Here is a 26869-nt window from a genome sequence, read left to right as displayed (position 1 = left end):
TTGAATAAAGTTTATCTCGTATTGAATTTTATTCAATATAATTTATATATTTGTCCGGATAAGTTATTAGAAAAGCAATAATATGAAACAGGTAAAATTATTATTCAGCATTATCTTCTCTTTTATTACCGTTGTTTGTTTCGGGCAGTTGATGCCGCTGGCCGATGAGGCGGTAACCCTGAATACTCAAAACGGAGCCATTCATGGAAAAATACTTCTTCCCCCGGGAATGAAATCTTCTCCTGTAGTCTTGTTGATTGCCGGATCAGGACCGACCGATATGGATGGTAATTCTGCGATCGGACAGATGACGAATAATTCTTTAAAGTATCTGGCCGAAGATCTGGCAGAGCAGGGCATAGCTTCTTTACGTTTCGATAAACGGGGAATAGCATCCAGTGCACCGGCAGGAAAGAAAGAGTCTGACCTACGTTTTGAGGATTATGTCAACGATGTGAAAGGCTGGATCGATTATCTGGGAAAGGATTCACGTTTTACCGGTATTACGGTGATCGGCCATAGTGAAGGTTCGTTGATCGGGATGCTGGCATGCCGTAATGATCCGAAAGTAAAGGCTTTTGTTTCTTTGGCTGGGGCGGGAAGACCGGCTTATGAGATAATAGAAAAACAGCTTTCGTCCCAACCTGAATCTGTCAGGAATATGATCGCTTCTATCAATGATTCGTTGAAGCAGGGTAAATTAGTCCCGAATGTACCGTTCGGTATGGAGGCTTTGTTCAGGCAATCGGTCCAACCCTATATGATATCATGGTATAAATATAATCCCCAACAGGTAATAAAGGAGTTGAAAATTCCAGTGTTGATCGTACAAGGGAAAAATGATATACAGGTTCTGGTGGAAGATGCGGAGTTGTTGAAGAAAGCGGCTCCTTCTGCAACACTTCTTTTGATAGAAAAGATGAATCATGTACTGAAAGATTGTGATACGACTGATCCTCAAAAACAGATGGCGGTGTATGCAAATCCTTCTTTACCGGTTAATGCCACTTTGATTTCGTCGCTGAGTTCGTTTATTAAAGAGAAAAAGTGATTATGGGAGAAGTCAGAAAACGTTTGCCGTTGCAGTGTCCGGCCTGTGATTCCCCTCTGAGAGTGGGGAGGTTGTTTTGCGGGCAATGCGACACGGAGGTTTGCGGGAACTTTGAACTGCCTCTTTTGGCACGGTTGACCGAGAAAGAACAACAGTTTATCGTTGATTTTATTAAGTCAAGCGGAAGCCTGAAAGACATGGCGAAGAGTATGGGAGTGAGTTATCCTACCGTCAGGAATGTACTGGATGATCTGATTGATAAATTAAATAAGATAGAGTAGTTATGAAAAGACAGTGGTTAAATTTTCTTGTTAATCCGTTTGAATGGATTGCCGGAGGACAAGCGTTAGGGTGGGGATTATTAGGAATGGTAGTTTCTACAGTTATATGTTATCTTTCCGGCTGGCATTATCACGGGTTGTTACATTTTGGTCCGGCACCTAATCCGGCCTGGTGGTGTTATGCGGTGGAACATTTGGTTGTCTGGATAGTCCCGGCTGTGTTGTTTTATCTGGGTGGATTGATCCTGTCACGTTCACGGATAAGGGTGATCGATGTCTTGGGGACTGTCGCTTTTGCCCAGTTACCTTTTATCTTTATGAATTTATTCAATATGCTGCCTCCGATGCAAAACCTGGCGAAGATCGATATGAATGTGCCGCCGATGGAACTAATGGCTCAACCCGGTTTCCTGGTCGGGATATGGCTGTCGTTGATCGGTATGATATTTTTGGTGTGGGCATTGGTATGGATGTTCAAGGCTTTGAAAGTGTCCTGTAATCTGAAAGGATATCCGTTAGGTATTCTTTATTGTGTGGCTGTGTTTGGCGGAGATATTCTTTGCCGGTATCTGATTGGTTTATGTTATTAATATATTGCAGACACGGACTTTACGGTTCTTGTATAAAGAGTTATCCGTAAATCCGCGTCTGTATTATAATTAATGTATAGAATACTTATTTCTTAGCCAGGAACTTTTTGCTTAACCATTTTCTTACCGGTTCATCATATAGTTTCAGGCACAGATAAGCCACAACTATATTTAAGGTAAGAACACCCAGAACCATTTGCCAGGTTTCTCCGAGAGTGAAAAGCTGCTTGTCGATCAACCAGGCATAGAACAGGTACATGAACGGATAGTGTATGATATAAAGCGGGAAAGAGATATCCCCTAAAAATTTACAAATCTTCGTAGACTTTATATCCGTAGTCGTTCCCGATGCTCCCAACCAAATAAGGATAGGGAAAACGATGATGATACAAAACGATTCGTAAAGTCCGTTTATGCAAATCGGGTCGGTTCCTTCCAGATAAGGAACTGAGAACAATCCCAGTAATATAATTGAACAAATCCAAAAAGCGCCTCTAATCTTTATGGGTTTGAAGTTACGGGATAAGAGCATACCCATGGAGAAAGGGAAAAGCATTCGTAACAATCCGCCGATAAAGTTCACGCCATCCAGTGTCCAACCCACTCCGATATTACCGTATCCGGAAACATTGAGGGAAGCGAACGCAGCCAGTGCCACACCCATCAAAAAGACGACTACAGTCAATGCTTTGGTGGATAATCGGCGAATAAACAAGGCATAAAGAATATTACCGATATACTCGAAGAATAATGACCAGCTGGGACCGTTCAACGGAAACATTTCGCCATTCCCTCTGACATCGTAACTGGCTCCCGGTATGGCGGGTATGAAAAACAGGGAGCAAAGCAAAGATAACATAACTGTGGAGATAGCCACATGTGTTCCGTCCCATTTTACACTGCCTTGAATAAGGAAAGTGATAAGACCCAGAACCGCTCCCATGATAACCATCGGATGCAGACGGATTAAACGGCGTTTAAAGAAATCTTTCAGGGTTAAACTCTTTGCCCAACGGTCGTCGTAAGCATAGCCGATAACGAAGCCGGATAGGATAAAAAAGAAATCCACGGCCAGATAGCCATGGTTGATACCTCCGATGGTATCGCTGCCTCCGGCAAAAGCGTAGCCTTCGTACACATGATACCATACGACTAAAAGGGCCGCAACCCCTCTTAATCCGTCAAGAAGGTCGTAATGAGGTTTAGTGTCTGTAAATGCAGCGGAAGAAATGTTTTGCATGATAAAATTTATAATTTAGATTATTATTGTAAGCTGTTGCTTATGACGCCCCAAAATTAGAGAACTTCTGTTTCCAAACATTTGTCCTACGTCAAATTTTGCCGGGGAAAGATTATTTCTGAGCTCTGAGACGGCTGAGTGTCGACAACGTTATTCCCAGATATGAAGCGATATATCCCAGTTGTGCTCGCTGGCAAACCAGAGGAAACTGCTGTTTAAATTCTTCGTATCTATCTTTGGCTGATAATGTAAGGTGTTCTTTATGTGAACGGTGCAATCGTCTGTATTCGTTTTGATGAATGACTCTTCCCCAATTGGCTAATTCAATATTTGTCTCAAACAGCCGTAATAAATCGGTCAGTGATATTCTATAGGCAACAACGTCTTCAAGTGTTTCCACAAATTCTTCACTGGGTTTGTTATAGTATAATTCGTCCATGCTGAATACAATTCCCCCCTCGTCAGAAAAGGAGGTCGTTATTTCTTCCCCGTTTACCAGCCAGAAAGAGCGGGTCATTCCTTTTTCTATGAAATAGGCTGATTTGCAAAACATATCTGCCTTTATCAACTGATATTTTTTAGGGAAATGGCATAAAGTCACATTTTCTTTCAATGTTCGTATCGTATCATCAGAAATGGGGTACGAAGAGTTTATCTTTTCTATAACATTCATCATAAGGCAAATACTAAATTGCTTTCCTTCATATGCAAAAGTAAGAGGAAAACACCGAAAACGTGAATAAAATCGGAAGAATAATGCAAAACTACAGAAGTAATCTGCGGAGTGCCGGAATATCTTCTGCTATGTAATCCGCTCCGGCTTCCGATAGTTCTTCGTAATCTCCGAATCCGTATAAAACGCCGATAGAATCTATACCTGTGTTTTTGGCACCGATGATATCGTGTTTCCTGTCGCCGATCATGACGACTGAATCTCGGTTCGTTGTATTGTTTTCCTCTAATATATAGTTGATTACATCCGTTTTGGTATGAAGCGAACCATCCAGGCCACTTCCTGCGACGAAAGAAAAATAACTGCTTAATTCAAAATAATCCAGAATGCGTCTGGCGAATATTTCCGGTTTGGATGTGGCCAGTATGACGGTTTTGCCGTTTTGTCGGACTTGTGCCAGCAATTCTTTAATTCCCGGATATAACTCATTTTCCAGAATACCCTTGACAGCATACCTTTCTCTGTATTTGGCAACGGCGATGGTTGCCTGTTCATCGGTAAAATTGTAAAAGTCTTTGAATGAATCCATCAAAGGAGGACCGATGAACGGTGATAATTCGCGTAAATCGTTTACCTGAATGCCAAAATGGTTCAGTGCATATTCAACGCAACGGGTAATCCCGCTTTCCGAATCGGTAATTGTACCGTCGAGATCAAAAAGGAGGTATTTGTATTGTTTCATTTGTTATCATATTTGAATGTTATTTTTCTCTTGATAGAAAAGTAACCAAAAGATCAAGGCTACATCTGCCTCGCTACTCAGCCTCCTGCGTTCGCTGTCGTCTGTGAACTCGCTTCGCTCAAACAGCACAGCCTTCGGGCGCTCACTCCGGATGCTTCGCTTTATGCTCACCAGATGAGGCCTTTCAGAGGAAGCGGAGCTTCCTTTTAGGGTTGCCGATTCCGACCTTCTATAACAGACTGATACCTATTAACAGACAGTATTGGCAATCCTAAAAGAACGCTTTGCGTTCTTGTCAAGGCCTAAGCGGGTGAACGTCCGCGAAGGGGAAAGACGAAGCGTTCGGAGTATCTGCTGTTTGAGCGTAGCGAGTTCAGAGGCGACGGTGTAGTCTTTCACCGTAGCAGTGAAGCCGGTTAAGCCTTGATCTTTTGGCTACTTTTCCATCAAGGGAAAAGTAGGTTCAATTATTTCTTGGAAGTCCAAACCAATCCGTCCTGCCGGATATGCCATACATTACCGTCTGTTCCGGGCAATGTGATTTCATACATGGAAGGCGTATTGAACAGTTTGATCTGTTTGGCCTGTTCTGCCGGGCATAATTCTTCCGGTTTGAGGGCGGTTACAGATGGTGCATATTCGCCGAAGGTAGCAGCATATTCGTTCTGACGGTAATACAGGTTACGCAGAAGCCATTTAACTTCATCATTCGGGTCTGTTACGAATGGTGTTTCGCCGGTTCCGGCCACTTTATCGGATATCTGTACGAATCCCCAGTATTCCGGCATATGAATATTGATTACCCCTGTCGGAGCCCATACCCAGTTGTATTCACGAATCTTATCTTCGCCTTTGATAGGGACTTTTACGTATTTTCCGTCCCGTATATCCGTTGTCCATTCCACACGTGAGAAGTTCGTACGGATATGTTCGCCGGGTACAGGTTTTTCTTTTCCTCTCGCCACCTGATAGATGGAAGACCAGGGAATGAAAACTTCCACGCTCCATGATTTGTCTGTATCTTTCGGGTTGTTCAAAGTCCCGTCTACATGAACGGCCGATTTCATACCGGCAAATTCCCAGTTGTTCAGGACTTGCGGATTATCCCGGTAAGGTTTGCTCAGATACAGATCCCATTCCGTACCCAGTGAGTTTACTTCATATTCCAGATAGTTATGCGTATCGTTTGTCGGATTGAGGAATATTTCAAAATCGTTATCCTGATAGATTACGGCATCGTGTTCCGTGATGGTGCCCCATACATGCGGTTCTTCCATCAGAACGGCGAAGTACATACCGTTATCATCATAAGTCATTTTTGCCCGTGTTTGCAGAAGTGGTTTAGGACGTTTGTCTCCTTCGATATCGACAAAGTCGGTAGTCCAGGGAATCGCATCCCATTCTTCGGGAGAGAGTTTGCCGTCTATCTTGATCGGAGCCGGAGCCTTGTAACATACATACGTCGGAGGATTGTAAGCAGCCTGCGGCGTGTAAGTGATCTCTTTCCCTTTCTCCTGTGGCGCTTCTGCACAAGAAAGGAGTAACAATGCTGCGATTGGCGCAGTTAAAACTGTTTTCTTCATTTGTTGTTTAATTTAGTATGTTTATTCTGATTTATTCTGATTTTCAGTTGATTCCTGTATCATTTCCACCGCTGCTCCCAACCATGTATCAATATCATCCGGATAATGTTGGGCGGAACGCGTATCACTGCGTTTATGCCCCAGGCGTACGACGACGGCATTCAGTTCCGGAATGGCAAAAACATATTGGCCGAGAATTCCCCGCATATAAGGAATTTCCATGCCTTTATAGGTAAGATGCCAGAACTGGAAACTGTAACAGTGGTTTGTCTCATTATACTCTTTGAAGGTCAGGCAGGTGTCGGGTGTTGTCGCTTCCGTTATATAGGATTCGGAAACCAGTTGCCTGCCGTTCCAGCTGCCTTTGTTTAAGATTAGTTGTCCGAAACGGGCGAAGTCGCGGGCATTACTGTTGAAACAGCAATATGCTTTTTCGATACCCTCTTTTTTATCCAGACTCCAGAGCGCATCTTCTTCCGCATTCATTGGAGTCCATAATTTTCTTGAAACGTACGAACTGATGTTTTCTCCGGTCGCTTTTTCTACAATGAGGGAAAGTAGTTGTGTCACCCCGCTCTGGTAGATAAAGTTAACGCCCGGCTCTTCCGTTTCTTTCATGCCTAAAGCGATCTTTTCCAGGTCATCCCCGTAATACAATTTCGTGGTAGGCGAGAAAGGGGAGGAGTAGGCTTCGTCGAAATCCACACCGGCACTCATTGTCAGCAGATGACGGAGGGTCAGCACTTTCCCATTGTATCCCTGAAATTCCGGATAGAAATCGCTGACCGGTTGATCTACGTTTTTGATGAATCCGTCGTCAATAGCACATCCTATAGCTAGCGAAACAATGCTTTTGGCCATGGAAAACGAGTTACTGTGCGATTTAGGGGAATAATCTTCCCAGTATTGTTCGAAAAGTAAAGAACTGTCTTTGATAATGACAAAAGCGACCGTTCCCAGTTCATCAAATACCGGCAGGTATTTTTCGGGGATGGAGAGTTTGTTGTAGTCCTCAGACTGTATCCATGCTTGTGGAGCTCCTGCTTCTATGGTCCGGTTTTCAAAGATCGGATACTGGTCGATCTTCGGGAGCAGATGAATCAGCGCACGACGCAGATAATAATTGGAGGGCAATACCAGATAGCCTCCGATACAACATAGAGCCAGCAGTATTGCCCAACCTGTTTTTTTCATTTATTCCGAATCTTCTTTATACCAGCTTGAATACATGTGGTAGTTTTTAGCAATCTTCTGATTTATCTCTTTCGCCTGTTCCGGGTCTACTTTCTTTACGAACTTAGCCGGTACGCCGGCATAGATACTGCCCGGTTCGACAATCGTCTTGCTCAGTACGACTGAACCGGCAGCTATGATCGCTCCTTCACCGATCACGGCATGATCGAGGACAACCGATCCCATTCCGATCAGGGCACCGTTGGATATCTTAGCCCCGTGTATGGTAACGTTGTGTCCCACCGAAACGTCATCGCCAATCTCTATGGTTGACTTTTCATATAATGTATGTAGTACGGAACCATCCTGTATGTTGACACCGTTTCCGATGCGGATCGAGTTTACGTCGCCGCGGAGGACAGTCCCGAACCAGATGCTGCAACCGTCTCCAATTTCGACATCGCCGATAATTGCGGCGTTGTCTGCTAAAAATGTGTCTTTACCGATCTTCGGGGTAAAACCTCTTACTGATTTTATTATTGCCATGTTTATATAATTGTAATTCTTCAGATTTCTGCTGTTTTCTCTTTTAACCAGGCTTTTTCATCTTCATTCAGATGAGGGCTTAACAAGTCGTATACCATTTGGTGGTATTTGTTGATCCATGCGTGTTCTCTCACTGACAACATGGGGACAACGATCAGTTTGGTGTCGATGTAGCATAAAGTCAGTGTGTCGAATCCGTAAAATTTGCCATATTCCGTTTCACTGTCTTCGCGGACCAGAACCATATTCTCTGTCCGGATGCCGTATTCGCCTGTCCGGTACATGGCAGGTTCATCACTGATAACCATGCCGGGTTTCAGCGGGACGGGGTTTGCTTCCATACGGATACTCTGCGGGCCTTCGTGTACATTCAGGCAATGACCGATTCCGTGTCCCGTTCCGTGCAGGTAATTAATACCTGCGTCCCATAATGCTTTGCGGGCCAGGATATCCAACTGAACACCTTTTGCTCCGGCCGGGAATTTGCATTTGGCAATCCCGATCGTGCCTTTCAGCACACGGGTAAAATCTTTTTTCATCTGTTCGGTCGGTTCACCCAGGGCTATTGTACGGGTGATGTCGGTCGTTCCGTCCAGATACTGGGCACCGGAGTCCATCAGAAGCATACTGTCTGCTTTTATTTCCACATCGGTCTCGGGCGTGGCGGCATAATGTACGATGGCTCCGTGGGCGGCGTATCCGCAGATGGTCTCAAAACTATCCATGATGTATTGCGGCTGTTCTGCACGTAAAGCCGTCAGCATGGCTGATGCGCTAAGTTCTGTTACTTTTTCTCCTGCAGCTAATTTCTTTTCCAGCCAAATGTAGAAACGGGTCAGGGCAATACCGTCTTTTATCACAGCATTGCGGAATCCTTTTATTTCTGTTTCGTTCTTGATACTTTTCAGGTGGTTGGCGGGAGTGATGCCTTCGATGATCGTGCAACCTTTGGGAAGGGCGTTGTACAATGATATATTTGTTTTTGCCGGGTCGATGAATACGCGGCTGTTTTCCGGAAGCCGGGACAGGTATTTCTGTATCATCGTGTAGTCGGCCAGTATAACCCCCTCTTTTTTTAGGTTTTCAGCAGACTCTGCCGTTATCTTTTTAGGGTCGATAAAAAGCACACTTTCGTCTTCCGAGACAAACGCATAACTGATTACCACCGGATTGTAAGCGACGTCTGTTCCGCGTATATTAAATGTCCAGGCCACTTCGTCGAGAGCAGCGAGGATCAGGCTGTCGGCTCCTTCCTTGCGAAGCATGTTATTTAATTCATCCAGCTTTTCGCGGACGGATTTTCCACTTAACTCGACAGGCATTTCAAACAGCGGATTACCAGGGATGGCAGGCCGGTCTTTCCAGACCAGATCGATCAGATCGCAGGATGTTTCCAGTTTGATCTCTTTCCGGCGCAGGGCCTTTTCAAGTATTGCCGTTTCAGCTACGCTGTATGTCTGTCCGTCGGTTCCGACGGTTTGTCCGCTTTCCAGTTCATGAAGCAGAAACTCCTGGATTGTCGGAGTTTCCGGCAAAGCCATTTTATATAGTTCGATACCTGAACCTTCGAGTTGGATACTGGCCTGCAGGAAATACCGAGAGTCTGTCCATAACCCGGCTTTATCGGCTGTTACGACCACTGTTCCGGCAGAACCGTCAAAACCGGATATCCATTCGCGTGATTTCCAACGGTCGGCAGGGTATTCGCTCAGATGCGGGTCTGAACTGGGGATGATGTAAGCATCTATATTCTTTTCTTTCATTGCCTCTCTAAGCGCGGCAATACGTTCCGGAATGTTTGTTTTCATCGCATTATTGTTTAGTCAACGTTACTATTCGCAAAGTTAAGAAAATATCGGGAAAACCATTTTCTTCACCTGGAAAATACCGGAACATTGTGATCCTCTTTAAATATCATCGTTATGTCTGTCTGAATTTTTGCCGATGAAATTGTTTGCCGATAATTATGGGCAAACTTGTCGACAATTGTAGGTAATCTTATCGATAATTATGCGCAAGCTTGCCGATAGTTATCAACAAACAAAAATGTAACGGAAAAAAATTGAAACGATAAGAAGGATTGTGTCTGTGGTAAGTATAATTTAGACATATGAAGTAGGGGTTTTTTATTGATGGAATGTCTTAAATATACCAGGATGTCATTAAAACAGGCAACTTCGGTAAGCTAATACGGAAAAGTGCGGGTCGCATTCGTTTAAAGCTGGAAACGTTGAAGATTTTAAATAAAAAAGAATATATTTGTTGGACTTTACTTAATCGGATGATCATGAAAAGAATGTTGTTTGTTTTGAGTGTAGTGGCTCTGCTTTGCATGAGTTCATGTTCTTCTTACTATTATTCAGTATTGGAGTCGAATGATGCAGTCGGAGAGAAAAATGACGATAAAGATTTTGTCATAGAAAATGACAGTGTGTGCATATCTTACTGTTTTTATGGTGAAGATGCGCCTATATCTATCACGGTATATAATAAGATGGATGAGCCTCTGTTTGTTGACTGGCAACGTTCTGCATTGATCATTGACGACGTTGCAACCAGCTATTACCAGGAGAATGCCCCGATACAGGGACAAACCGAATCTTCTTCATATGGTGACAGTTTCAGTTGGAGCAGAAGATATAGTTCGACAGACGCTTATTCTAGCGGCTCATTTGCCGGTCAGATAGCTTTGCCTAAAGGTGTCAGTTTTATTCCTCCCAGGTCAAAGGTGGAATCTACTCCTTTGAGACTTACGAATTTTCCGTTCGACCGTATACCCAAAGGGGCATATACGACACAGAAATTTGCCAAGTCCAATTCAGATGTGGTAAATGTGAAAGTGAAGAAGTTTACGGAGGATGATAGTCCTTTGTCTTTCAGGAGTTATCTGAGTTTATATACGGCTAATCCGGAGAACGGAGGGAAAAACTATTCTTCTTATGAAAGTAGTTTCTATGTTGCACAGCTGATCAAGACGGGGAATGTGCCGCCAGCTTCTTTTGATGCCGGGAAAAAGCAGGCCGGAGACTTTTTCTATGTGCATAAGGTAAAAGGCGCTGATGCCGGAATTATCGTAGGTGCCGTAGCCATTGGTGCTGCCGGTATTGTAATAGAGTCGACGCTGACACCTGATCACTATTGATAGCGGTAGGAAATGAGGATAATATAAAAATGGAAGGTTATGAAGAAGTGGATGTTTTTGGTTTGTTTGTCAGGGATGTTGTTGAGTCTGAGTAGTTGTTCTTCTTATTACTATTCGACGCTTGCTTCTAATGACCGGTCGGGTCGTTATGATGTCAATAAAGATTTTGTGATCGATAACGATAGTGTGTGTATCATCTATAACTTTCATGGAGAGGATGGTCCGGTATTGGTGACGGTTCAAAACAAAATGGATGAACCTCTGTTTGTGGACTGGCAGCGTTCGGCATTGATCATTAACGGTAAGGCAACCAGCTATTATAAAGATGCCATTCCTGTCGAAGGGGTCACGGAGTCTTCTTCGTACGGAAGTTCGTATAACTGGAACCGGCAATATGGTTCGGTGAGTAGCCGTTCGCGTGGCAGTTTCTCCGGAGAGATACAGCTTCCGAAAGGAGTGGAGTTTATACCTCCTTGTGCTCAGATAGAATCCTCCAATCTTACATTAGATAAATTAGTATTTGATATAGTATCACGTGAAGATTTGACCGATCAGCCGTTTGAAAAGGCAAACGGTGGCCGGACAAACTTGAAGATGAAGACTTTCAGTGAGAGAAACAGTCCTTTACGTTTCAGAAGTTATCTGGCGCTTTTTACCGGGGGAGAAAACGGAGTGGAACGTCATTATTCTTATTATGAAACGTCTTTTTATTTGTCGGAGTTGATAAAAGCCGGAAATGTGGCCCCTTCCAGCTTTCAGGCCTGGAGAAATGAAGAAGGAAACTTTTTTTATAACTGCGATTATCGGAGCAGACGTACCGGATTGATTTGGGGATCTGTTGCTCTTGGTGTTGCCGGGCTTACTACTGTTATATTACTGGCAACGAAAACTCCTTCGCTTGATATGCCTCATTTTTAAATGACAATGAAGAATATTACAGATTTGAAAACCGTCCGTCTCAGCGACGACCAGAATGCAGTCGTGATTCTGGACCAGACCCGGTTACCGGCTGAAGAATGTTATTTGGAACTTACTTCGGCTGAGGATATCTGGGATGCAATTTATAAATTGAAAGTACGCGGAGCACCTGCAATCGGTGTTGCTGCGGCCTATGGTATATATGTTTGTAGCAGGCAGATCGAGGCCGGCTCATTCGATGAATTCTATACGGCGTTTCGTCGGGTTAAAGAATATTTGGCGGGATCGCGGCCTACGGCTGTCAACCTGGTCGCAGCTTTGAACCGGATGGAAAAGGTCGTATTGGAAAATGCTTCGGAAACAGTACCGGCTTTGGTTGAACTATTACATAAGGAATCACTGGCTATCCGTGAGGAAGATGCGGCTGCCTGCCGGCGTATCGGGGAACATTGCCTGTCATTGTTGCGTCCGGGGATGGGGATTTTGACCCATTGCAATGCAGGTCATCTGGCCGTATCTGAATATGGGACGGCATTGGCTCCGGTTTACCTGGGAGAAGAGAGAGGATATGGTTTTAAAGTTTTTGCCGATGAAACCCGCCCGCTGCTCCAGGGAGCTCGCCTGACGGCATACGAGTTGAACAGAGCCGGGGTGGATGTCACGCTTATTTGCGATAATATGGCTTCGTCTGTTATGCAGAAGGGTTGGGTACAGGCGGTCATTGTCGGTTGTGACAGGATCGCTGCCAATGGCGATATCGCTAATAAGATCGGGACTTCGGGCGTTGCCATACTTGCCCGGCATTATGGCATTCCTTTTTATGTTTTGGGACCTACTTCTACGATTGATATGCAATGTCCCGATGGAAAATCCATTGTTATTGAAGAGCGGGATCCTGCTGAAGTAACAGAAATGTGGTATATGCATCGTATGGCTCCGAAAGATGTAAAAATATTTAACCCGGCTTTTGATGTAACACCTAACGAATTAATTACTGCAATTATTACGGAAAAAGGAATTTTCAATCCGGCGAATGGGGGATTTGAGTCATAGTGGATAAATCGGTATGACACTAAGTGGGATAGCTGCATTTTCAGGGGCTCCAAAAGTCGTTATGCAGTTATCTACTTGCTTTGTATTCAATGTTTTGTGGTGTTTTGTTAAGTGATAGAAATAGAGTAGAAAAAGATATTGATTTTTTCTTGTATCCAAGGAAAAAGATTGTTTATCTAGAATTAGAAGACATGTAAGCCTGCAATTGAATTTAATAAAAGTAACCTATTTAAATGGTAGCATTTTAATCCGCTCTGTGTAGTCCGGATGAGGGTATTGTTGATAATTAAGCCTTGAAATTCTTCTTGTTTATAGTTCTGCCAGAACTATGTCCTTCGAATGCAAATGTACGGACTAAATTTATGAAAAACAAATCAATAAATATAAAAGTTTTCGTTTTGTCTGTTATTGTACGTGTTAAATTTTGTTGCGCGTGTATGTTTGCGTATTGCTAAAGATATTTTGTATCCAATTTTGGGAAATTCAGATTAAACCAGCCCGCATTTATTAAAAAATACTCTAATATAATAGCTCTTATTATTTGCTTTGGGTGATATTCAGCATGTATAAGGAATAATTACCATAGTTCTGGCAGAACTCGATTCACCATGTAAAAAATTGAAAAACAGAATAGCCGGATAGAGTTTCTTCAATGTGAATATATTGTTAACCTATTAAAAAAATGTCTATGAGCGGATAAAGTTGAACCCCGGTTTTTGCAGTACAATGATACTGAAACAGAAAGTTATACCTAAACATCTAAAGTAATCAATTATGACAATTTATTTTAAACCCAAGAGATTTGTTACTAAGAATGTACCATCTCTTATGTTAAGTTGTTTGCTTATCTCCATTTTTTCTTGTTCTGATGATAAGACGAATGCAAATGGAAGCGGGCAACCCTATGATCCGAATACTCCGGTCAAGTTGGAAACATTTTATCCCGATTCGGGAGGGATGGCAACTAAGGTGATCATTAAAGGTACTAATTTCGGAACAGATCCGGAAGCTATAAAAGTATATTATAACACCAAAAAAGCGGCTGTTGTGCGTGCTGCCGGTGATATGCTTTATGTAATTACTCCGAGACAGCCCGGTGCAGAGTGTCAAATATCTGTTGCAATAGGAAAAGACTCCCTTACTTTTGAAAACACATTTTCCTATACAACGCAGACTACGGTTTCTACTATAGCCGGAAAACCAGTGGGAGGTGACGATGGACATGGTGAGATGATTGATGGAACATTGGCAGAGGCTTCTTTTGATCAACCCTGGTTCTTATGTGTGGATGCAGAGAAAAATATTTTTGTTAGTGAACGTCTTGGACATGCAGTTCGCCAAATTAATGAGGAAAAGAATGTTGTCAGTACGTTGGTCAAAGGTTCAGGTAATTGTCCGTATCCCAACGCTTCTGCAACGGATGCAGAAGGTAAAACCGTTTTTGTAGCCTTAGATCAGGGGTCTCAGGGATTGATCGAGTTTGATCCTGAAACTCAGTGGGCGCCTAAAAGAATTAAACCTAGGCCCAAAGAAGGAACCCCTGCCTTTACACTTGACTGGATGCATTCGGTTGCACCAAATGTAAACGACGGATTAATCTATACACGTGCCTATAATGGTCAACTTGTTCGCTTTGATCCGAGAACAAAATCTGCGGAACAACTGGATGAAGGATTATTAAGTAGCTCTGATAGCTTTGTTAGTTTTGATACTCTTGAGCCTGATATGTTGTATATCTGTTATTCTGCTAAACATTGTATATATAGCTATAACATCAAAACCAAAAAGCATGAACTCTACGCCGGTGTTCAGAATGAAACCGGATGGCAGGATGGAGAACGTGAAGATGCTTTATTTAATGATCCGAAACAAATCTGTTTTGATCAAGACGGAGTGATGTATGTCGCTGATGCCGGAAATCATGTTATACGAAAAATAACACGTGATGGTGTGGTTAGTACTGTTATTGGTATTGCCGGTGTAAAGGGGTATGTGGATGGTTCGCCGGAAGATGCCTTGTTTCAATATCCTACAGGAGTGGCTATCGACAAAGAAGGCACTATTTATGTCGGTGATGCAAGGAATAATTGTGTTCGTAAGTTGGCTATAGAATAATCTAATAAATTAAACAATTTTAAAATTGATGGTATGAAAAGACTCTTCATCATACAAATGTTGCTATGGTGTGCTCTGGTTGTGGTCGCACAGAAGCAAACATTTACGATACAAGGAACAATTATTGATCCGTCATTTAATAATGAACCGTTATCAGGAGTGAATGTATACCTGAAGGATCGTCCGGGTGTCGGTACGGCTTCGGATATAGACGGTAAATTTTTAATAAAGGCCAGTAAAGGCGATATGATTGTCTTTACTTATTTGGGATATGATAATTTTGAATACCAAGTCGCAAAGGAAGAAAAGAATTTGGTTATCAAAATGGTAACTTCTTCGGTTCAGTTGGAGGAAGCTGTTGTTACTGCTATGGGTAATAAACAACGGAAAATCAGTGTGCTTAGTGCTGTTTCAACTGTTGATACAAAAGATTTACAAGTACCGTCTACGTCGATCAATAATATGCTGGGAGGTAGAGTTGCCGGAGTAATTTCTTTACAAACGAGTGGAGAGCCCGGTAAAAATATATCGGAATTCTGGGTTCGCGGTATGAGTACTTTCGGTGCAAATAGTAGTGCTTTGGTACTTATTGACGGCTTGGAAGGGGATTTGAGTCATATAGAACCGGCTGATATTGAAAGTTTTTCTGTACTGAAGGATGCCTCTGCAACCGCAGTATATGGGGTGAGAGGTGCTAATGGGGTTGTATTGGTGACAACCAAACGTGGAACGGTGGATCGTTTGAGAATTACAGCGCGCGCAAATTTGACAGTATCTACATTGAAGCGTTTGCCGGAATACGTGGGAGCTTACGATTATGCCAAACTGGCCAATGAAGCTCGGGTAGTATCAGGATCAACGCCTTTATATTCTCCCATGGAAATGGATTTGATCAAATACCAGCTTGACCCGGATTTATATCCGGACGTAAACTGGCAGAATGAGGTTTTGAATAAGACGTCTTTGCAGCAAACTTATTATATCAATGCGCAGGGGGGAGGTAGTATTGCCCGTTATTTCATCAGTTTGGGTATGTCTGATGAAGGCGCCGCTTATAAACAGGATAAGAATAGTAAATATAAGGCCGGTTCCGGATATAATACATATAATTATAGAACGAACTTGGATGTTAATGTGACGAAGACGACTCAAGTCTATTTGGGACTCGATGGAACTTTAACATCTAAAAAAGAACCGGGTATGGCAAATACCGACTATTTGTGGTATGCACAAGCCGCTCTGACTCCCCTTACGATTCCAACTAAATATTCAAACGGTATGTTACCGGCTTATGGAACGGGTAGCCAGTATTCTCCTTATGTGATGTTGAACCATACGGGGATGAAAACGTCCGAGACCTATTCCAATATGGTGACGCTTGCTTTAACTCAGGATTTTTCTCCGATTCTGAAGGGGTTAAAAGTAAAGATACAGGGTGCTTTAAATAATAAGAGTTACTATGATGAAACGCGCTATGTTTTACCTGATATGTATTATGCGGTGGGACGTTCGACTGACGGGGAGTTGAAGTTGGTAAAGAAAATTAATGCGGAAGCGGCTCAGTTTATGAATTATCAGCGGCAATGGCGTAAATACCATTTTGAAGCAAATGTGAATTATGAAAATATGATCGGTGACGATCATCGTTTTACCGGACTACTTTACTACTATATGAGTGATGAGAAAGACACATATAATGTAAAAACAAGTATGGATGCGATACCAAAGAGGTATCAAGGGTTATCCGGACGTGTGACATATGGTTTTAAGGATACTTATTTCATTGATGCTAACTTTGGTTATACCGGTTCTGAAAATTTCCGTCCTGGACAACAATTCGGTTTTTTCCCTTCCGGTGCAGTCGGTTGGGTTCCGACAAACTATGATTTTATGAAAAAAGCGTTGCCTTGGTTGAACTTCTTGAAATTCAGATTCTCTTACGGGCAAGTAGGTAACGACCGTATTTCGGATAAACGATTCCCTTATTTGACTATTATCAATTCGACTGCGAATACCGGTTGGGGAAGTCGTTATTCCTGGGGGGTAAACGAGTCTATCGTCGGCGCGGATAATCTGGCCTGGGAAAAATCAACAAAAGCGGATTTAGGTATTGAAGGTCGTTTGTTTGATGAACGAGTGAATTTTGTTGTGGACTTTTTTAATGATCAACGGGAAGGCATTTTCCAACAGCGTACCCAGGTTCCTGATTTTGCAGGTATTATAACGATGCCTTTTGGTAATGTCGGACGTATGAGAAGTTATGGATCTGATGGTAATATTTCGTATACACAAACATTTGGTAAAGATTTTGCTTTTACGGTTCGTGGAAACTTTACCTATTCGACAAATGATGTTCAAGACTGGGAACAGGCATATCCTAAATATGAGTATCAACGTATTGCCGGTAATCCGTTGAATATACAGAGAGGATATATAGCTTTAGGGTTGTTTAAGGATGACCAGGATGTGGCAAGTAGTCCAGCCCAGTTCGGTACGGTTCGCCCAGGGGATATCAAATATAAAGATGTCAATGGAGATGGAAAAATAACGACTGACGACAAGGTTCCTTTATCTTTTTCTGATTATCCACGGTTGATGTATGGTTTTGGTGGTGAGTTCAGATATAAAAATCTAACCTTGTCGGTATTGTTTAAAGGTACCGGTAACACTGACTATTACAAAGCCGGTTTACCGGATGGTTATGGTAATTATGATGTGTATGAAATGGGGTATATACCGTTCCATAAAGCGGTAGTAGGTAATGTTCCGGTACAGGCTGGCATCCAGGCAAACCGATGGACTCCGGCCTGGTATTCAGGAGATCCGTCTACAGAAAATCCTGATGCCATGTTTCCTCGTTTGACTTATGGAAAGAATGAGAACAATACACAAGTCTCGACTTTCTGGAAAGGTAATTCCAAATATTTGCGTTTGCAGGAAATCAGCTTGACCTACAACCTGAAGTCTTTAGGTTGGTTGAACAATGTAGGAATTTCCTCTGTAGACCTTCAATTGGTCGGCTATAATCTTTGTGTATGGGATAAGGTAAAGACGGTAGATCCGGAGCAAGCCGGTAAAAACGGGAATGTATATCCGATACCGGCCCGGTATGCGATACAGATGTATGTTAATTTCTAAAAATAACGGAATATGAGATATTTAAGATATTTGAAGCATTTAATCATTGTTGCTTTTATTGCTTTGTATTGTTCTATGAGTTCGTGTAATTATCTGAATGTTGATGATTATTTTATGGATACGTTGGGATATGATTCTATCTTTCAGAATAAGTTGAATTTACAACAATATTTATGGGGTACGGCAGCCTTTTTTTATGATGAAGGAGCTATTTGGGGTAGTACGTATACACCGGGAGTTGTCGGTTCGGATGAAGCTTTTACTATGTGGGACCATGATGAGTATCCGGGTACGCAATTTGTGTTGGGAAATATAAATCCTGACAACCTGATGAGTATGAATGTCTGGCCGCAAATGTATAAGATCATACGGAAAACCAATCTTATTTTTCAACGAATAGATGAGTGTAAAGACCTTACGACCTTAGAAGAGCGTGAGATATTAGGATATGCTCATTTTATGCGTGCTTATGCCTATTATCATATATTGATGAATTTTGGTCCGGTTGTTTTGATAGGTGATGAAACTCTGGAGACGAATGAGAAACCGGAGTATTACAACCGGGAAAGAGCGACCTATGACGAGTCGGTAGATTATATTTGTGATGAGTTGGAGTTGGCTGCGAAATATATACCTCTTACTGTTTCTATGGGGCAATTCGGACGTCCTACCCGTGGAGCGGCTTACGGGCTGATTGCGCGTCTGCGTTTGCAGCAGGCAAGTCCCTTGTTTAACGGTGGTGCAGCTGCTAAAACCCATTTTGCATCGTGGAAACGTACGGTCGATGGAGTTGATTATGTTTCACAGCAATATGACGAAAAGAAATGGGCGGTTGCCGCTGCGGCAGCAAAACGGGTGATTGATATGGGAGTTTATGAGTTATATACGGTAAAACGAGATTCGACAACTATGCCGTTACCCAAAAATGTTCCTTCGGGAGATTTTCCTAATGGAGCGGGAAATATCGACCCTTTCAAGTCGTATAGCGATATGTTTACAGGAGAAGCGTTGTCTCAAAAAAATACGGAATTTGTGTGGGGGCGTATTTCCAGTAATGTAAGAAACTATACCCGGCATGCGTTTCCTATTGATAATTTAGGTGGCTGGAATGGTATGGCTATTCCTCAAAAGATTGTAGATGCGTATTATATGGTAGACGGTCGTGATATCAACAACTCGAGTGAAGAATATCCTTATTCGGAAATCGGATTTTCCAGTGAGAAGCAATCCTTCTCCGGTTATCAGTTGAATAATGGTGTATATAATATGTATATGAACAGAGAAATGCGCTTTTATGCCTCTATCGGTTTCAGTGAATGTTTTTGGCCTTGTCTTTCTACAAGCGAGAGTGGACGCAGAAATCAGACGATCACCTATTTTAAGGGAGGGAACTCCGGGAAAGACCGTACAAATTCAGATATTCGAAATTACCCGATCACAGGTTACGTAATCAAGAAGTTTATCCACAAAGACGATGCCTGGGCCGGAAATGATGCGGAAACACTGGAAAAACCTTTCCCTATAATCCGATATGCAGAAATTCTTCTTTCTTATGTGGAAGCACTCAACAACCTGACGGGAGGGCATACCATTACAGATGCTGAAGGTAACAGTCAGACATTTACCAGAGATGTGAATGAGATGGCTAAATATTTTAATATGATCCGTTACCGTGCCGGGCTTCCGGGATTGACATCTGCTGAATTATCATCCCCTGATCAAATGTTTGATTTAATAGTACGCGAAAGAATGATCGAGTTTTTACATGAGAATCGTCGTTTCTATGACGTACGTCGCTGGGGTATTTATGAAGAGGTCGACAAAGAGCCTATTGTCGGAATGGACACCGAATCACGTAAAGACGGTTATTATGAGCGTACGGTGGTCAATCATCCGATAGCCAGAAATCGTAAAGTCGAAAGAAAAATGATCTGGTTGCCTATTAGTCGCCAGGAGATCAGAAAAGTACCGAAAATGGATCAAAATCCGGGATGGGATAATTAATAATATTAAAATATATGGATATGATAAACAAGGTAATATATAGAATAACCGCATGTTTGTTTTTTTCCGGACTTCTCGCTTGTAACCAAAGTGATATGTTTAAGGAAGAACAATATAAAAAGGTGCTTTATGTGTTAAGTGATGATAATATGGCTTTTCAGGTTGTTCATTCGCTAAATGAAACAGAAAGTACTGGTTATTTGACTTTATATGCAGGAGGGACATTGGACATAGATCAGGATATAACGTTTACGTTGGAGCCTGATGAAGAGTTGTTGGGTGAATATAATCTGCTGAACTATGATTTGGATACGGATAAATATGCAAAAAGATTGGATCCGTCTAAATACACGATCGAGTCATATTCGGTAACAATGAAGCAGGGGGGAGAAATGCCTTATGCTTTATTGCCGATCAAGATACGTCCGGAAGGACTTTCTCCGGACTCTTTATATATGATACCATTGAAGTTGACAGGCGTTTCAGCTTATGAAATTAATCCAAAGAAGAACCGTGTGCTTTATCAGGTTGTTCTGGAGAATGATTTTGCATCGGAAAAGGACAATACATTAATGTCGATGAGAGGTACTCGCCAGGTCGGTGATGGGCCTGTTTCTAAAATTGCAGCCAATAAGCGTATGTATCCTTTAAGTAAGCAGGAAGTAAGGATTAACGCAGGTATGGAAAACAGTGGAAATAAGGCAGATCTGGAGTTAATCAATAAATATAGCGTTATTGTAAAGATTGGCGAAGAAAAAACGCTGAATTATAAAGGTGTTTCTTATTATCCATTGACAGTCTATCCTTATAATAAGGAAAATATACAAGTTGAGATGCTTGGAAGTGAGGAAGATAAAGAAGTCCTGACAGTGGCTGAATCGAATCGGTACGGAGAAGAACTGGGAATAATGAGATTCCATATTTCTTATCGATATCGGACTTTAGTTACTCCTGCTTCGGAAGGATTGGAGGCAGAATGGAGTGATTGGGTTGTTGTTACTGAAAATATGAAACAGTTAGCGAAGTAGTATCATACTGATTATCGGTAGGTCCAAAAGGCGGGAACGATGGTTTTGTTTTTTGGACCTACTATAAAACACAGTGAGAGAATGATGAAAAATATCAGTTGATTTATGAAATTCCTATTTATAACTATCGTCTGTGTCCTATTGAATGGAATGTCATTTCGTTTGTTTCGGGAAAAAACAACAAGTGAACAGATAATCTCCTTTTTTTTAAATCTTCAAACAGTTCAACAGGAAAAGTTGTATTTGCATTTGGATAAACCTTATTATGCTGCAGGAGAGCAAATTTGGTTTAAAGGATATCTGGTGAACTCGTCTACCCATGCTCCGGATATGCCGGATAATTTTATTTATGTGGAATTGGTAAATCAGAATAATAAAATTGTTTGTAGGCAAAAAGTAAAGAAAAATGAAGGTGGCTTTTGGGGTAATTTACTATTACCAACGGATATGATTGTAGGAGAATATACATTGAGGGGATATACAAATTGGATGCGTAATGCTAATGTAAACTTTTTCTTTCAAAAAAATATTCCGATAGCCAATACTTTGGATAGGCCGGATACTTTGGAACTAAAGAAGAAAGATATAAGTAAAAATGATTTTAGTGTTTCTTTTTTTCCGGAGGGAGGACATTTATTAACGGGATATCGTCAGCAAATGGCTTTTAAATGTCAGCGTTCAAATGGTTATAGTGGAATGTTGGAAGGATATATAGTCAATCAGTCAGGGGATACGCTAACACAAGTGAAGAGCGAGCATGATGGAATGGGAACTTTTTCTTTTCTTCCGGCGAAGGATAATTCATATTACGCATTAGTCCGTTCTCCCGGATGTGAAGAGAAAAAGATACAATTACCAAAAGCTGAAGATTCAGGCATTACATTATCATTAAATCAATCGGCTGGAAAAATACGTTATCAGATATTTTCATCACTGCCGGATAGTCAACAATCGGATTCCCTATATTTGATTGGTCATACGCGAGGATTACTTCGTTTTTTATTGCCAATAAGTAAAGAGAATCATACGGGTGTTATTAGTTCTTCTTATTTTCCGGATGGTATTTCTCATTTTCTGTTGATGGATCAGGCTGGTAATAAATTGAGTGAACGACTGATATTTAATTATCCAAAGAAGGAAAGCTATTGGACTTTACAAACTGATAAAGATACATATGAGCGTCGGGAAAAAATAAAAATAAATATCAGGTTGGATAATGAATCGGGATTGCCGGCAAAAGGCTCTTTTTCATTAAGCATTACGGATAATAATTCGGTTTCTGTGGATTCACTGTCAAGCAATATTTACTCTGATCTGTTACTTGTGTCGGATTTGAAGGGATTTGTGGAGAATCCCGGATGGTATTTTAAAGAGAAGTCCAGAACAACTATAAGAGGGTTGGATTTATTGATGTTGACACATGGCTGGAGTCGGTTTGATATTACTCCTTTTGCAGAGCAATCGTTAATGCCTGATTATTTTGTGGAGAAGGGGCAATATATAAGTGGAAGGATTTTGAATTTTTTCGGTAAAGAGGCAAAAGATGCGGCAATAGTCGCAGTCGATCCTGCAAATAATCTAGTCAGGACGTTGGAGTCGGATGAAAAAGGTTGTTTTTTGTTGGATGGGATTGATTATTGTGACTCAACGACTTTTGTCGTACAAGCCCGAAGTAAAAAAGGTCTGGCAGTTGTCGATATAAAGATGGACGAAGAAACCGTTCCTGTTGTAGAAGACAAAAATTTATTCCCTGATTCATTGTTTGTTTTTAATCCACATTATCTATCCTCTGCAATGGACGCCGGTGGTATGCGTGTAATCAATCTGGAAGATGTCGTGATTGAAGGAAAACGGACTCAGACAGCCAAAGAAAAAGCTGAACGTGTGTGGGCTGATTATTCCATGACAGAAGATATGCTTGGAAAGTCGGTGTCCAGGACTGCAAAAGATTTATTCAGACAAGCTATGGGAGGCGCAGATGTAAGTGATCCACTTGTCGTGATTGATGGGATGTGCTGTTGGGATGATAATTATATATTGGAAACAATTTATCCGGATGATATGAGGAGCTTTGATGTGTTTAGGGATCAGAAACGGTGTAAATACGGTTCTATAAGTAAGTCGACTCCTGCCGTAGTAATTACATTGAAACCGGAAGCAATGAATCGCAAGAGGAAGGGGGTAGCTTTATTCCATTCGCAAGGGTATGTGAAACCGGATCAATTCTATCATCCGGTATATGAGACACCTGATGAAAAAAAGTCGGAAAAAATGGATATACGCAGTACTCTTTATTGGAATCCTACTTTGGAAATAGACTCTCAGGGAGAAGGAAGTGTGGAATTTTATGCTTCGGATCTCCCGGCTTCATATCATGTGGTAATTGAGGGCGTGGATGAGAGCGGACAGTTGTATCGGTATTCGGGTAATTTATTGAAAAATGCAGAATGATGAGTAAATTGTTTTATATAAGCCTGTTCATTCTATTATTTTTATTGTTGCAGATTGGATATAGTTATCATTTTTTCTATATCGAGCAGTTTCAGTTGTTTATGTTTTCGGAGGACTATCTGTTTGAAACGGTTTCTCATCCTGGAGGCTTATCAGTGTACTTGGGTGAGTTTCTGGTACAGTTTTTTTATTATCCGCTGGTAGGTGAGTTTGTTTCAGCATTATTATTAGTATGTATAGCCGGGTTAATAAAGCAATACGTCTCTTTCAATAAAAACTGTTTTTTATTGGAGGGTTTCATTTTATTATTTCTACTGATTGATATTCTTGATTTTAATTTTCTTTATGCAGGAGTCGTTGCTTATTTGTTTTGTGTGGTTTTTCTGTTGGTTTATAAGCGTATTCAAAAAGAGTCCGTACGTATCCTGACCGGATGTTTAATGATCTGCTTGCTATATCTGATAGCCGGATCGGTTTTTGTCGCCTTTGCTGTTTCTTTATTGATCCAGGAAATAAAGGTGTACAGGCTAAAAATCGGTCTGCTTCTTATTCCTGCGCTATTCACAATATTACTGGTGTTTTATTTGAATTATGCCGGATATCTGTATTATTCGGAGATCATATGTTTTGCTGATGGGATATATGTATTGAAAGGGGAAGCCGGATGGGTGATTTATGCTCCGTGGTTTTTATTGGCTTTCAGTCCATTGTTGAGTCCATTATTTGACTTAGTCTTTGTTGCGATAGAGAATAAATATTGGAGGATAGGTACTCAGGTCGTTATATTTTTACTCTGTGGTGCTTTTTTATTGTCAGAATATGATGATAGAAAGTCTTTGCCGGTAAAAAAATATGCGTATTATGCAGATCACAAAAAATGGGAAAAGATATTACATAGTTGTAAGAAACAGAAACCTACGGATTTATTATGTCTTAATTATCAAAACTTGGCTTTGGCAGAACAGGGCGTTTTGGCAGACTCTTTGCTTATGTATACACAGCAGGGGAGTAAAGGGCTGTTTGTCGATTGGAATATGACGCCATTTGTTTCTATGACACTACAAAAGATATGTTATTACTATGGAGATATAGCATCGGCTCGGAAGTATGCTTTTGAATGTAATGTTTGTGCACGATCAGTCGGATATCCACAGACTTTAAAAATGCTGGCAACATGTAATTGGGAGATGGGAGAGTATGCAGTTGTAGATAAATATCTTTCCTATTTACACAAAACATGGGTTTATCGGAATTGGGAGGTGGACACTCTTTGTTTGAGACGAGTCGAATCTCAGGCCGATAATTTTGTATATCTCCAAGACATAGACCTGTTGGCTTATGATAATGTGCATAATAAGAAGTTGGCAGATTTTGTTCTATGCTCATATTTGTTGGATAAGAACCTGAATGAGTTTTTGAAAGCATTTTACTATTTCTATAAAAATGAGAAAAATGTCCCGGTTATTTATCAGGAGGCAATTTTTCTGGGAGCACAAAGCAACCCTCAAATACTTGATTATTTCTTTATACCGGATTCGTTGAAAGAGCGTTTTCTGGCTTATCAATCCTTTTGTAAGACGAATCACTTGGATATATCTATGAATATGGAGAATAGGAATATTCGTTGTTATACAAGTAGTTATTGGTATTATTACGATTTTAATCCTGTTCGTTTATGATTAAATATTTATTGTTTTGCTGGTATGTAATTTTGTTTTTGTCTTGTTGTGAAGAAGAGAGACCTGGTTATGCAACGAGAGAACTTATATTTCCTGATTACAGAAATGTTACAATTCCGGTTGATATTGCACCGTTATCTTTTTATGTAAATCTGCCGGAAGTGAATGAGAATGTTCAGGTATTATTATGTACACGAACCAAACAGTTAAATCGCCGGGGTAAAGAGGTGCGTTTTTCTTCACTCGAATGGAGAGAGTTAGTGACATCTGATAGTGTAATGAATGTTTATATTCAGAAAAAGACTGACCATTTGTGGAACTGCGTTGATTCTTTTAAGATATATATATCCTCGGATCCGATAGATCCTTATCTTTCATATCGCCTGATTGAGCCAGGATATGAGGTGTGGGGGAATATGGGGATTTATCAACGTTGTTTGGCTAATTATGAAGAGGATGCCATTTTTGAAAATTCAAGAGTAAAAGAAATTTGTGTGAATTGTCATGCGACCAATCAAGGAAACCCGGAAGAGTATATATTCCATCAGCGCCCTAAACCGGCAGGAACTATTTTAGTTAAAGATGGAGTTGTTAGTAAATTGAATACGGATTATTCCGAAAAAATAAAAACTTTAGTTTATCCATCTTGGCATTCATCAGGTAAATATATAGCTTTTTCAGTAAACAAGATGGTACAGGCAGTACATTCACAGCACAGGAATCGCATTGAGGTGATGGATCTGCACTCGGATATTGTGATCCTGGATGTACAAAAGAATATACTTTTAACCAGTTCTCTATTATCGTCGGCTGATGCTTATGAGACTTTTCCCTGTTTCTCTTCCGATGGAAAAAAGTTATACTTTTGCTCTGCTCCTGCAATATCGTTACCGGATTCATTTAATTACGTACGATATCATTTATGTAGCCTGGATGTGGATTTGGAGAAAGGGACTTTGGGAAGTAAAATTGATACGGTGATACGAGTCGATACACTAAATGCCAGTATCTCTTTCCCTAAAATATCACCCTCCGGGCGTTTTATGTTATACACACGACATGCTTATGGTAATTTTTCTATCTGGCATCGGGATGCGGACTTATGTATGTTTGATTTGCATAACCAAAGAGAAGTAGATACATCGATCTTAAATTCGGAAGAAACGGAAAGTTATCATTCCTGGTCGTCGGAAGGTCATTGGATCGTTTTTAGTAGCCGTCGGATGACAGGGCTTTTTACTTGCTTGTATCTGGCTCATATAGATTCTTCCGGACATGCAGGAAAGCCTTTTTTATTACCACAAAAAAGGAGTGATTCTTATTTTTTTCAATATAAGTCTTATAATGTACCCGAATTTATGAAGGGGCCGGTCTGCACAAGCGAAAAGGATCTGGAGGCGGTTATGGAGAGATGATGTGTCTTGCTGCTACAAAGAGTTTTATAACGGATCGGGTTTTAGCT

Annotated in this window: 20 protein-coding genes; 13 read left to right on the top strand and 7 right to left on the bottom strand. The window is 41.2% G+C overall.

Annotated elements, in window-relative coordinates; all coding sequences use genetic code 11:
• Positions 1-82 precede the first annotated feature (82 nt).
• Genes C825_RS24205 through C825_RS24195 form a run of 3 tightly spaced genes read left to right on the top strand, consistent with a single transcriptional unit; the run spans position 83 to position 1922 of the window.
• Entirely contained in the window at positions 83-1051 is a 969-nt protein-coding gene (locus C825_RS24205; protein WP_010800502.1) for an alpha/beta hydrolase, read from the top strand.
• A gap of 2 nt (positions 1052-1053) precedes the next feature.
• Positions 1054-1332 carry a DUF2089 family protein gene (locus C825_RS24200; RefSeq protein ID WP_007654224.1) on the top strand — a complete coding sequence of 93 codons (279 nt, stop codon included), beginning with the start codon at positions 1054-1056 and terminating at the stop codon, positions 1330-1332.
• A gap of 2 nt (positions 1333-1334) precedes the next feature.
• On the top strand, positions 1335-1922 hold the full coding sequence (locus C825_RS24195; RefSeq protein WP_010800501.1) for a YIP1 family protein: 588 nt from the start codon (positions 1335-1337) through the stop codon (positions 1920-1922).
• Between the two features lie 85 nt (positions 1923-2007).
• On the opposite strand, the gene C825_RS24190 is transcribed toward C825_RS24195, so the two are convergent.
• From C825_RS24190 to C825_RS24160, 7 genes are all read right to left on the bottom strand, one after another.
• A complete protein-coding gene (locus tag C825_RS24190) occupies positions 2008-3162 on the bottom strand; it encodes an acyltransferase family protein (protein ID WP_010800500.1) in 1155 nt (384 codons plus the stop codon).
• Positions 3163-3274: 112 nt separating this feature from the next.
• Positions 3275-3838 carry a Crp/Fnr family transcriptional regulator gene (locus C825_RS24185; RefSeq protein WP_010800499.1) on the bottom strand — a complete coding sequence of 188 codons (564 nt, stop codon included), beginning with the start codon at positions 3836-3838 and terminating at the stop codon, positions 3275-3277.
• A gap of 88 nt (positions 3839-3926) precedes the next feature.
• On the bottom strand, positions 3927-4577 hold the full coding sequence (locus C825_RS24180; protein ID WP_010800498.1) for an HAD family hydrolase: 651 nt from the start codon (positions 4575-4577) through the stop codon (positions 3927-3929).
• A 467-nt stretch (positions 4578-5044) separates the two neighbouring features.
• Complete coding sequence (locus C825_RS24175) at positions 5045-6160, bottom strand: carbohydrate-binding family 9-like protein (protein ID WP_010800497.1); 1116 nt, start codon at positions 6158-6160, stop codon at positions 5045-5047.
• 21 nt (positions 6161-6181) lie between these two features.
• Positions 6182-7354 (bottom strand): serine hydrolase domain-containing protein, encoded by a 1173-nt coding sequence (locus tag C825_RS24170; RefSeq protein ID WP_010800496.1) that lies wholly within the window; start codon positions 7352-7354, stop codon positions 6182-6184.
• Complete coding sequence (locus C825_RS24165) at positions 7355-7879, bottom strand: gamma carbonic anhydrase family protein (RefSeq protein ID WP_010800495.1); 525 nt, start codon at positions 7877-7879, stop codon at positions 7355-7357.
• A gap of 20 nt (positions 7880-7899) precedes the next feature.
• Positions 7900-9687 (bottom strand): aminopeptidase P family protein, encoded by a 1788-nt coding sequence (locus C825_RS24160; protein WP_010800494.1) that lies wholly within the window; start codon positions 9685-9687, stop codon positions 7900-7902.
• A gap of 479 nt (positions 9688-10166) precedes the next feature.
• Here C825_RS24160 and C825_RS24155 point away from each other — a divergent pair, with 479 nt between their 5' ends.
• The 10 genes from C825_RS24155 (at position 10167) to C825_RS24110 (ending at position 26822) form a co-directional block, all read left to right on the top strand.
• Positions 10167-11021 (top strand): hypothetical protein, encoded by an 855-nt coding sequence (locus C825_RS24155; protein ID WP_044215225.1) that lies wholly within the window; start codon positions 10167-10169, stop codon positions 11019-11021.
• A 39-nt stretch (positions 11022-11060) separates the two neighbouring features.
• Positions 11061-11939 carry a hypothetical protein gene (locus C825_RS24150; RefSeq protein ID WP_010800493.1) on the top strand — a complete coding sequence of 293 codons (879 nt, stop codon included), beginning with the start codon at positions 11061-11063 and terminating at the stop codon, positions 11937-11939.
• A gap of 6 nt (positions 11940-11945) precedes the next feature.
• Positions 11946-12992: an S-methyl-5-thioribose-1-phosphate isomerase gene (gene mtnA, locus C825_RS24145; RefSeq protein ID WP_010800492.1), complete on the top strand. Its 1047-nt coding sequence runs from the start codon at positions 11946-11948 to the stop codon at positions 12990-12992.
• 828 nt (positions 12993-13820) lie between these two features.
• Positions 13821-15107 carry an IPT/TIG domain-containing protein gene (locus C825_RS24140; protein ID WP_232434161.1) on the top strand — a complete coding sequence of 429 codons (1287 nt, stop codon included), beginning with the start codon at positions 13821-13823 and terminating at the stop codon, positions 15105-15107.
• A 33-nt stretch (positions 15108-15140) separates the two neighbouring features.
• Positions 15141-18245 carry a SusC/RagA family TonB-linked outer membrane protein gene (locus C825_RS24135; protein WP_010800490.1) on the top strand — a complete coding sequence of 1035 codons (3105 nt, stop codon included), beginning with the start codon at positions 15141-15143 and terminating at the stop codon, positions 18243-18245.
• A 12-nt stretch (positions 18246-18257) separates the two neighbouring features.
• Positions 18258-20249 carry a RagB/SusD family nutrient uptake outer membrane protein gene (locus C825_RS24130; protein WP_007654202.1) on the top strand — a complete coding sequence of 664 codons (1992 nt, stop codon included), beginning with the start codon at positions 18258-18260 and terminating at the stop codon, positions 20247-20249.
• A 95-nt stretch (positions 20250-20344) separates the two neighbouring features.
• Positions 20345-21277, top strand: coding sequence for a DUF1735 domain-containing protein (locus C825_RS24125; RefSeq protein ID WP_228100150.1), 933 nt, complete (start codon positions 20345-20347; stop codon positions 21275-21277).
• A gap of 249 nt (positions 21278-21526) precedes the next feature.
• Entirely contained in the window at positions 21527-23728 is a 2202-nt protein-coding gene (locus C825_RS24120; RefSeq protein WP_228100149.1) for a hypothetical protein, read from the top strand.
• Positions 23725-25407: a DUF6057 family protein gene (locus tag C825_RS24115; protein WP_010800487.1), complete on the top strand. Its 1683-nt coding sequence runs from the start codon at positions 23725-23727 to the stop codon at positions 25405-25407. Before C825_RS24120 ends, C825_RS24115 begins: the two co-directional genes overlap by 4 nt.
• Complete coding sequence (locus C825_RS24110) at positions 25404-26822, top strand: TolB family protein (protein ID WP_010800486.1); 1419 nt, start codon at positions 25404-25406, stop codon at positions 26820-26822. The genes C825_RS24115 and C825_RS24110 overlap by 4 nt, the downstream gene beginning before the upstream one ends.
• Positions 26823-26869: the final 47 nt, after the last annotated feature.

The organism is Parabacteroides sp. ASF519, from assembly GCF_000364265.2.
Taxonomy (GTDB): domain Bacteria; phylum Bacteroidota; class Bacteroidia; order Bacteroidales; family Tannerellaceae; genus Parabacteroides; species Parabacteroides goldsteinii.
The sequence above is the reverse complement of the archived record's forward strand: the minus strand, read 5'-3'. Positions and strand labels throughout refer to the sequence as shown.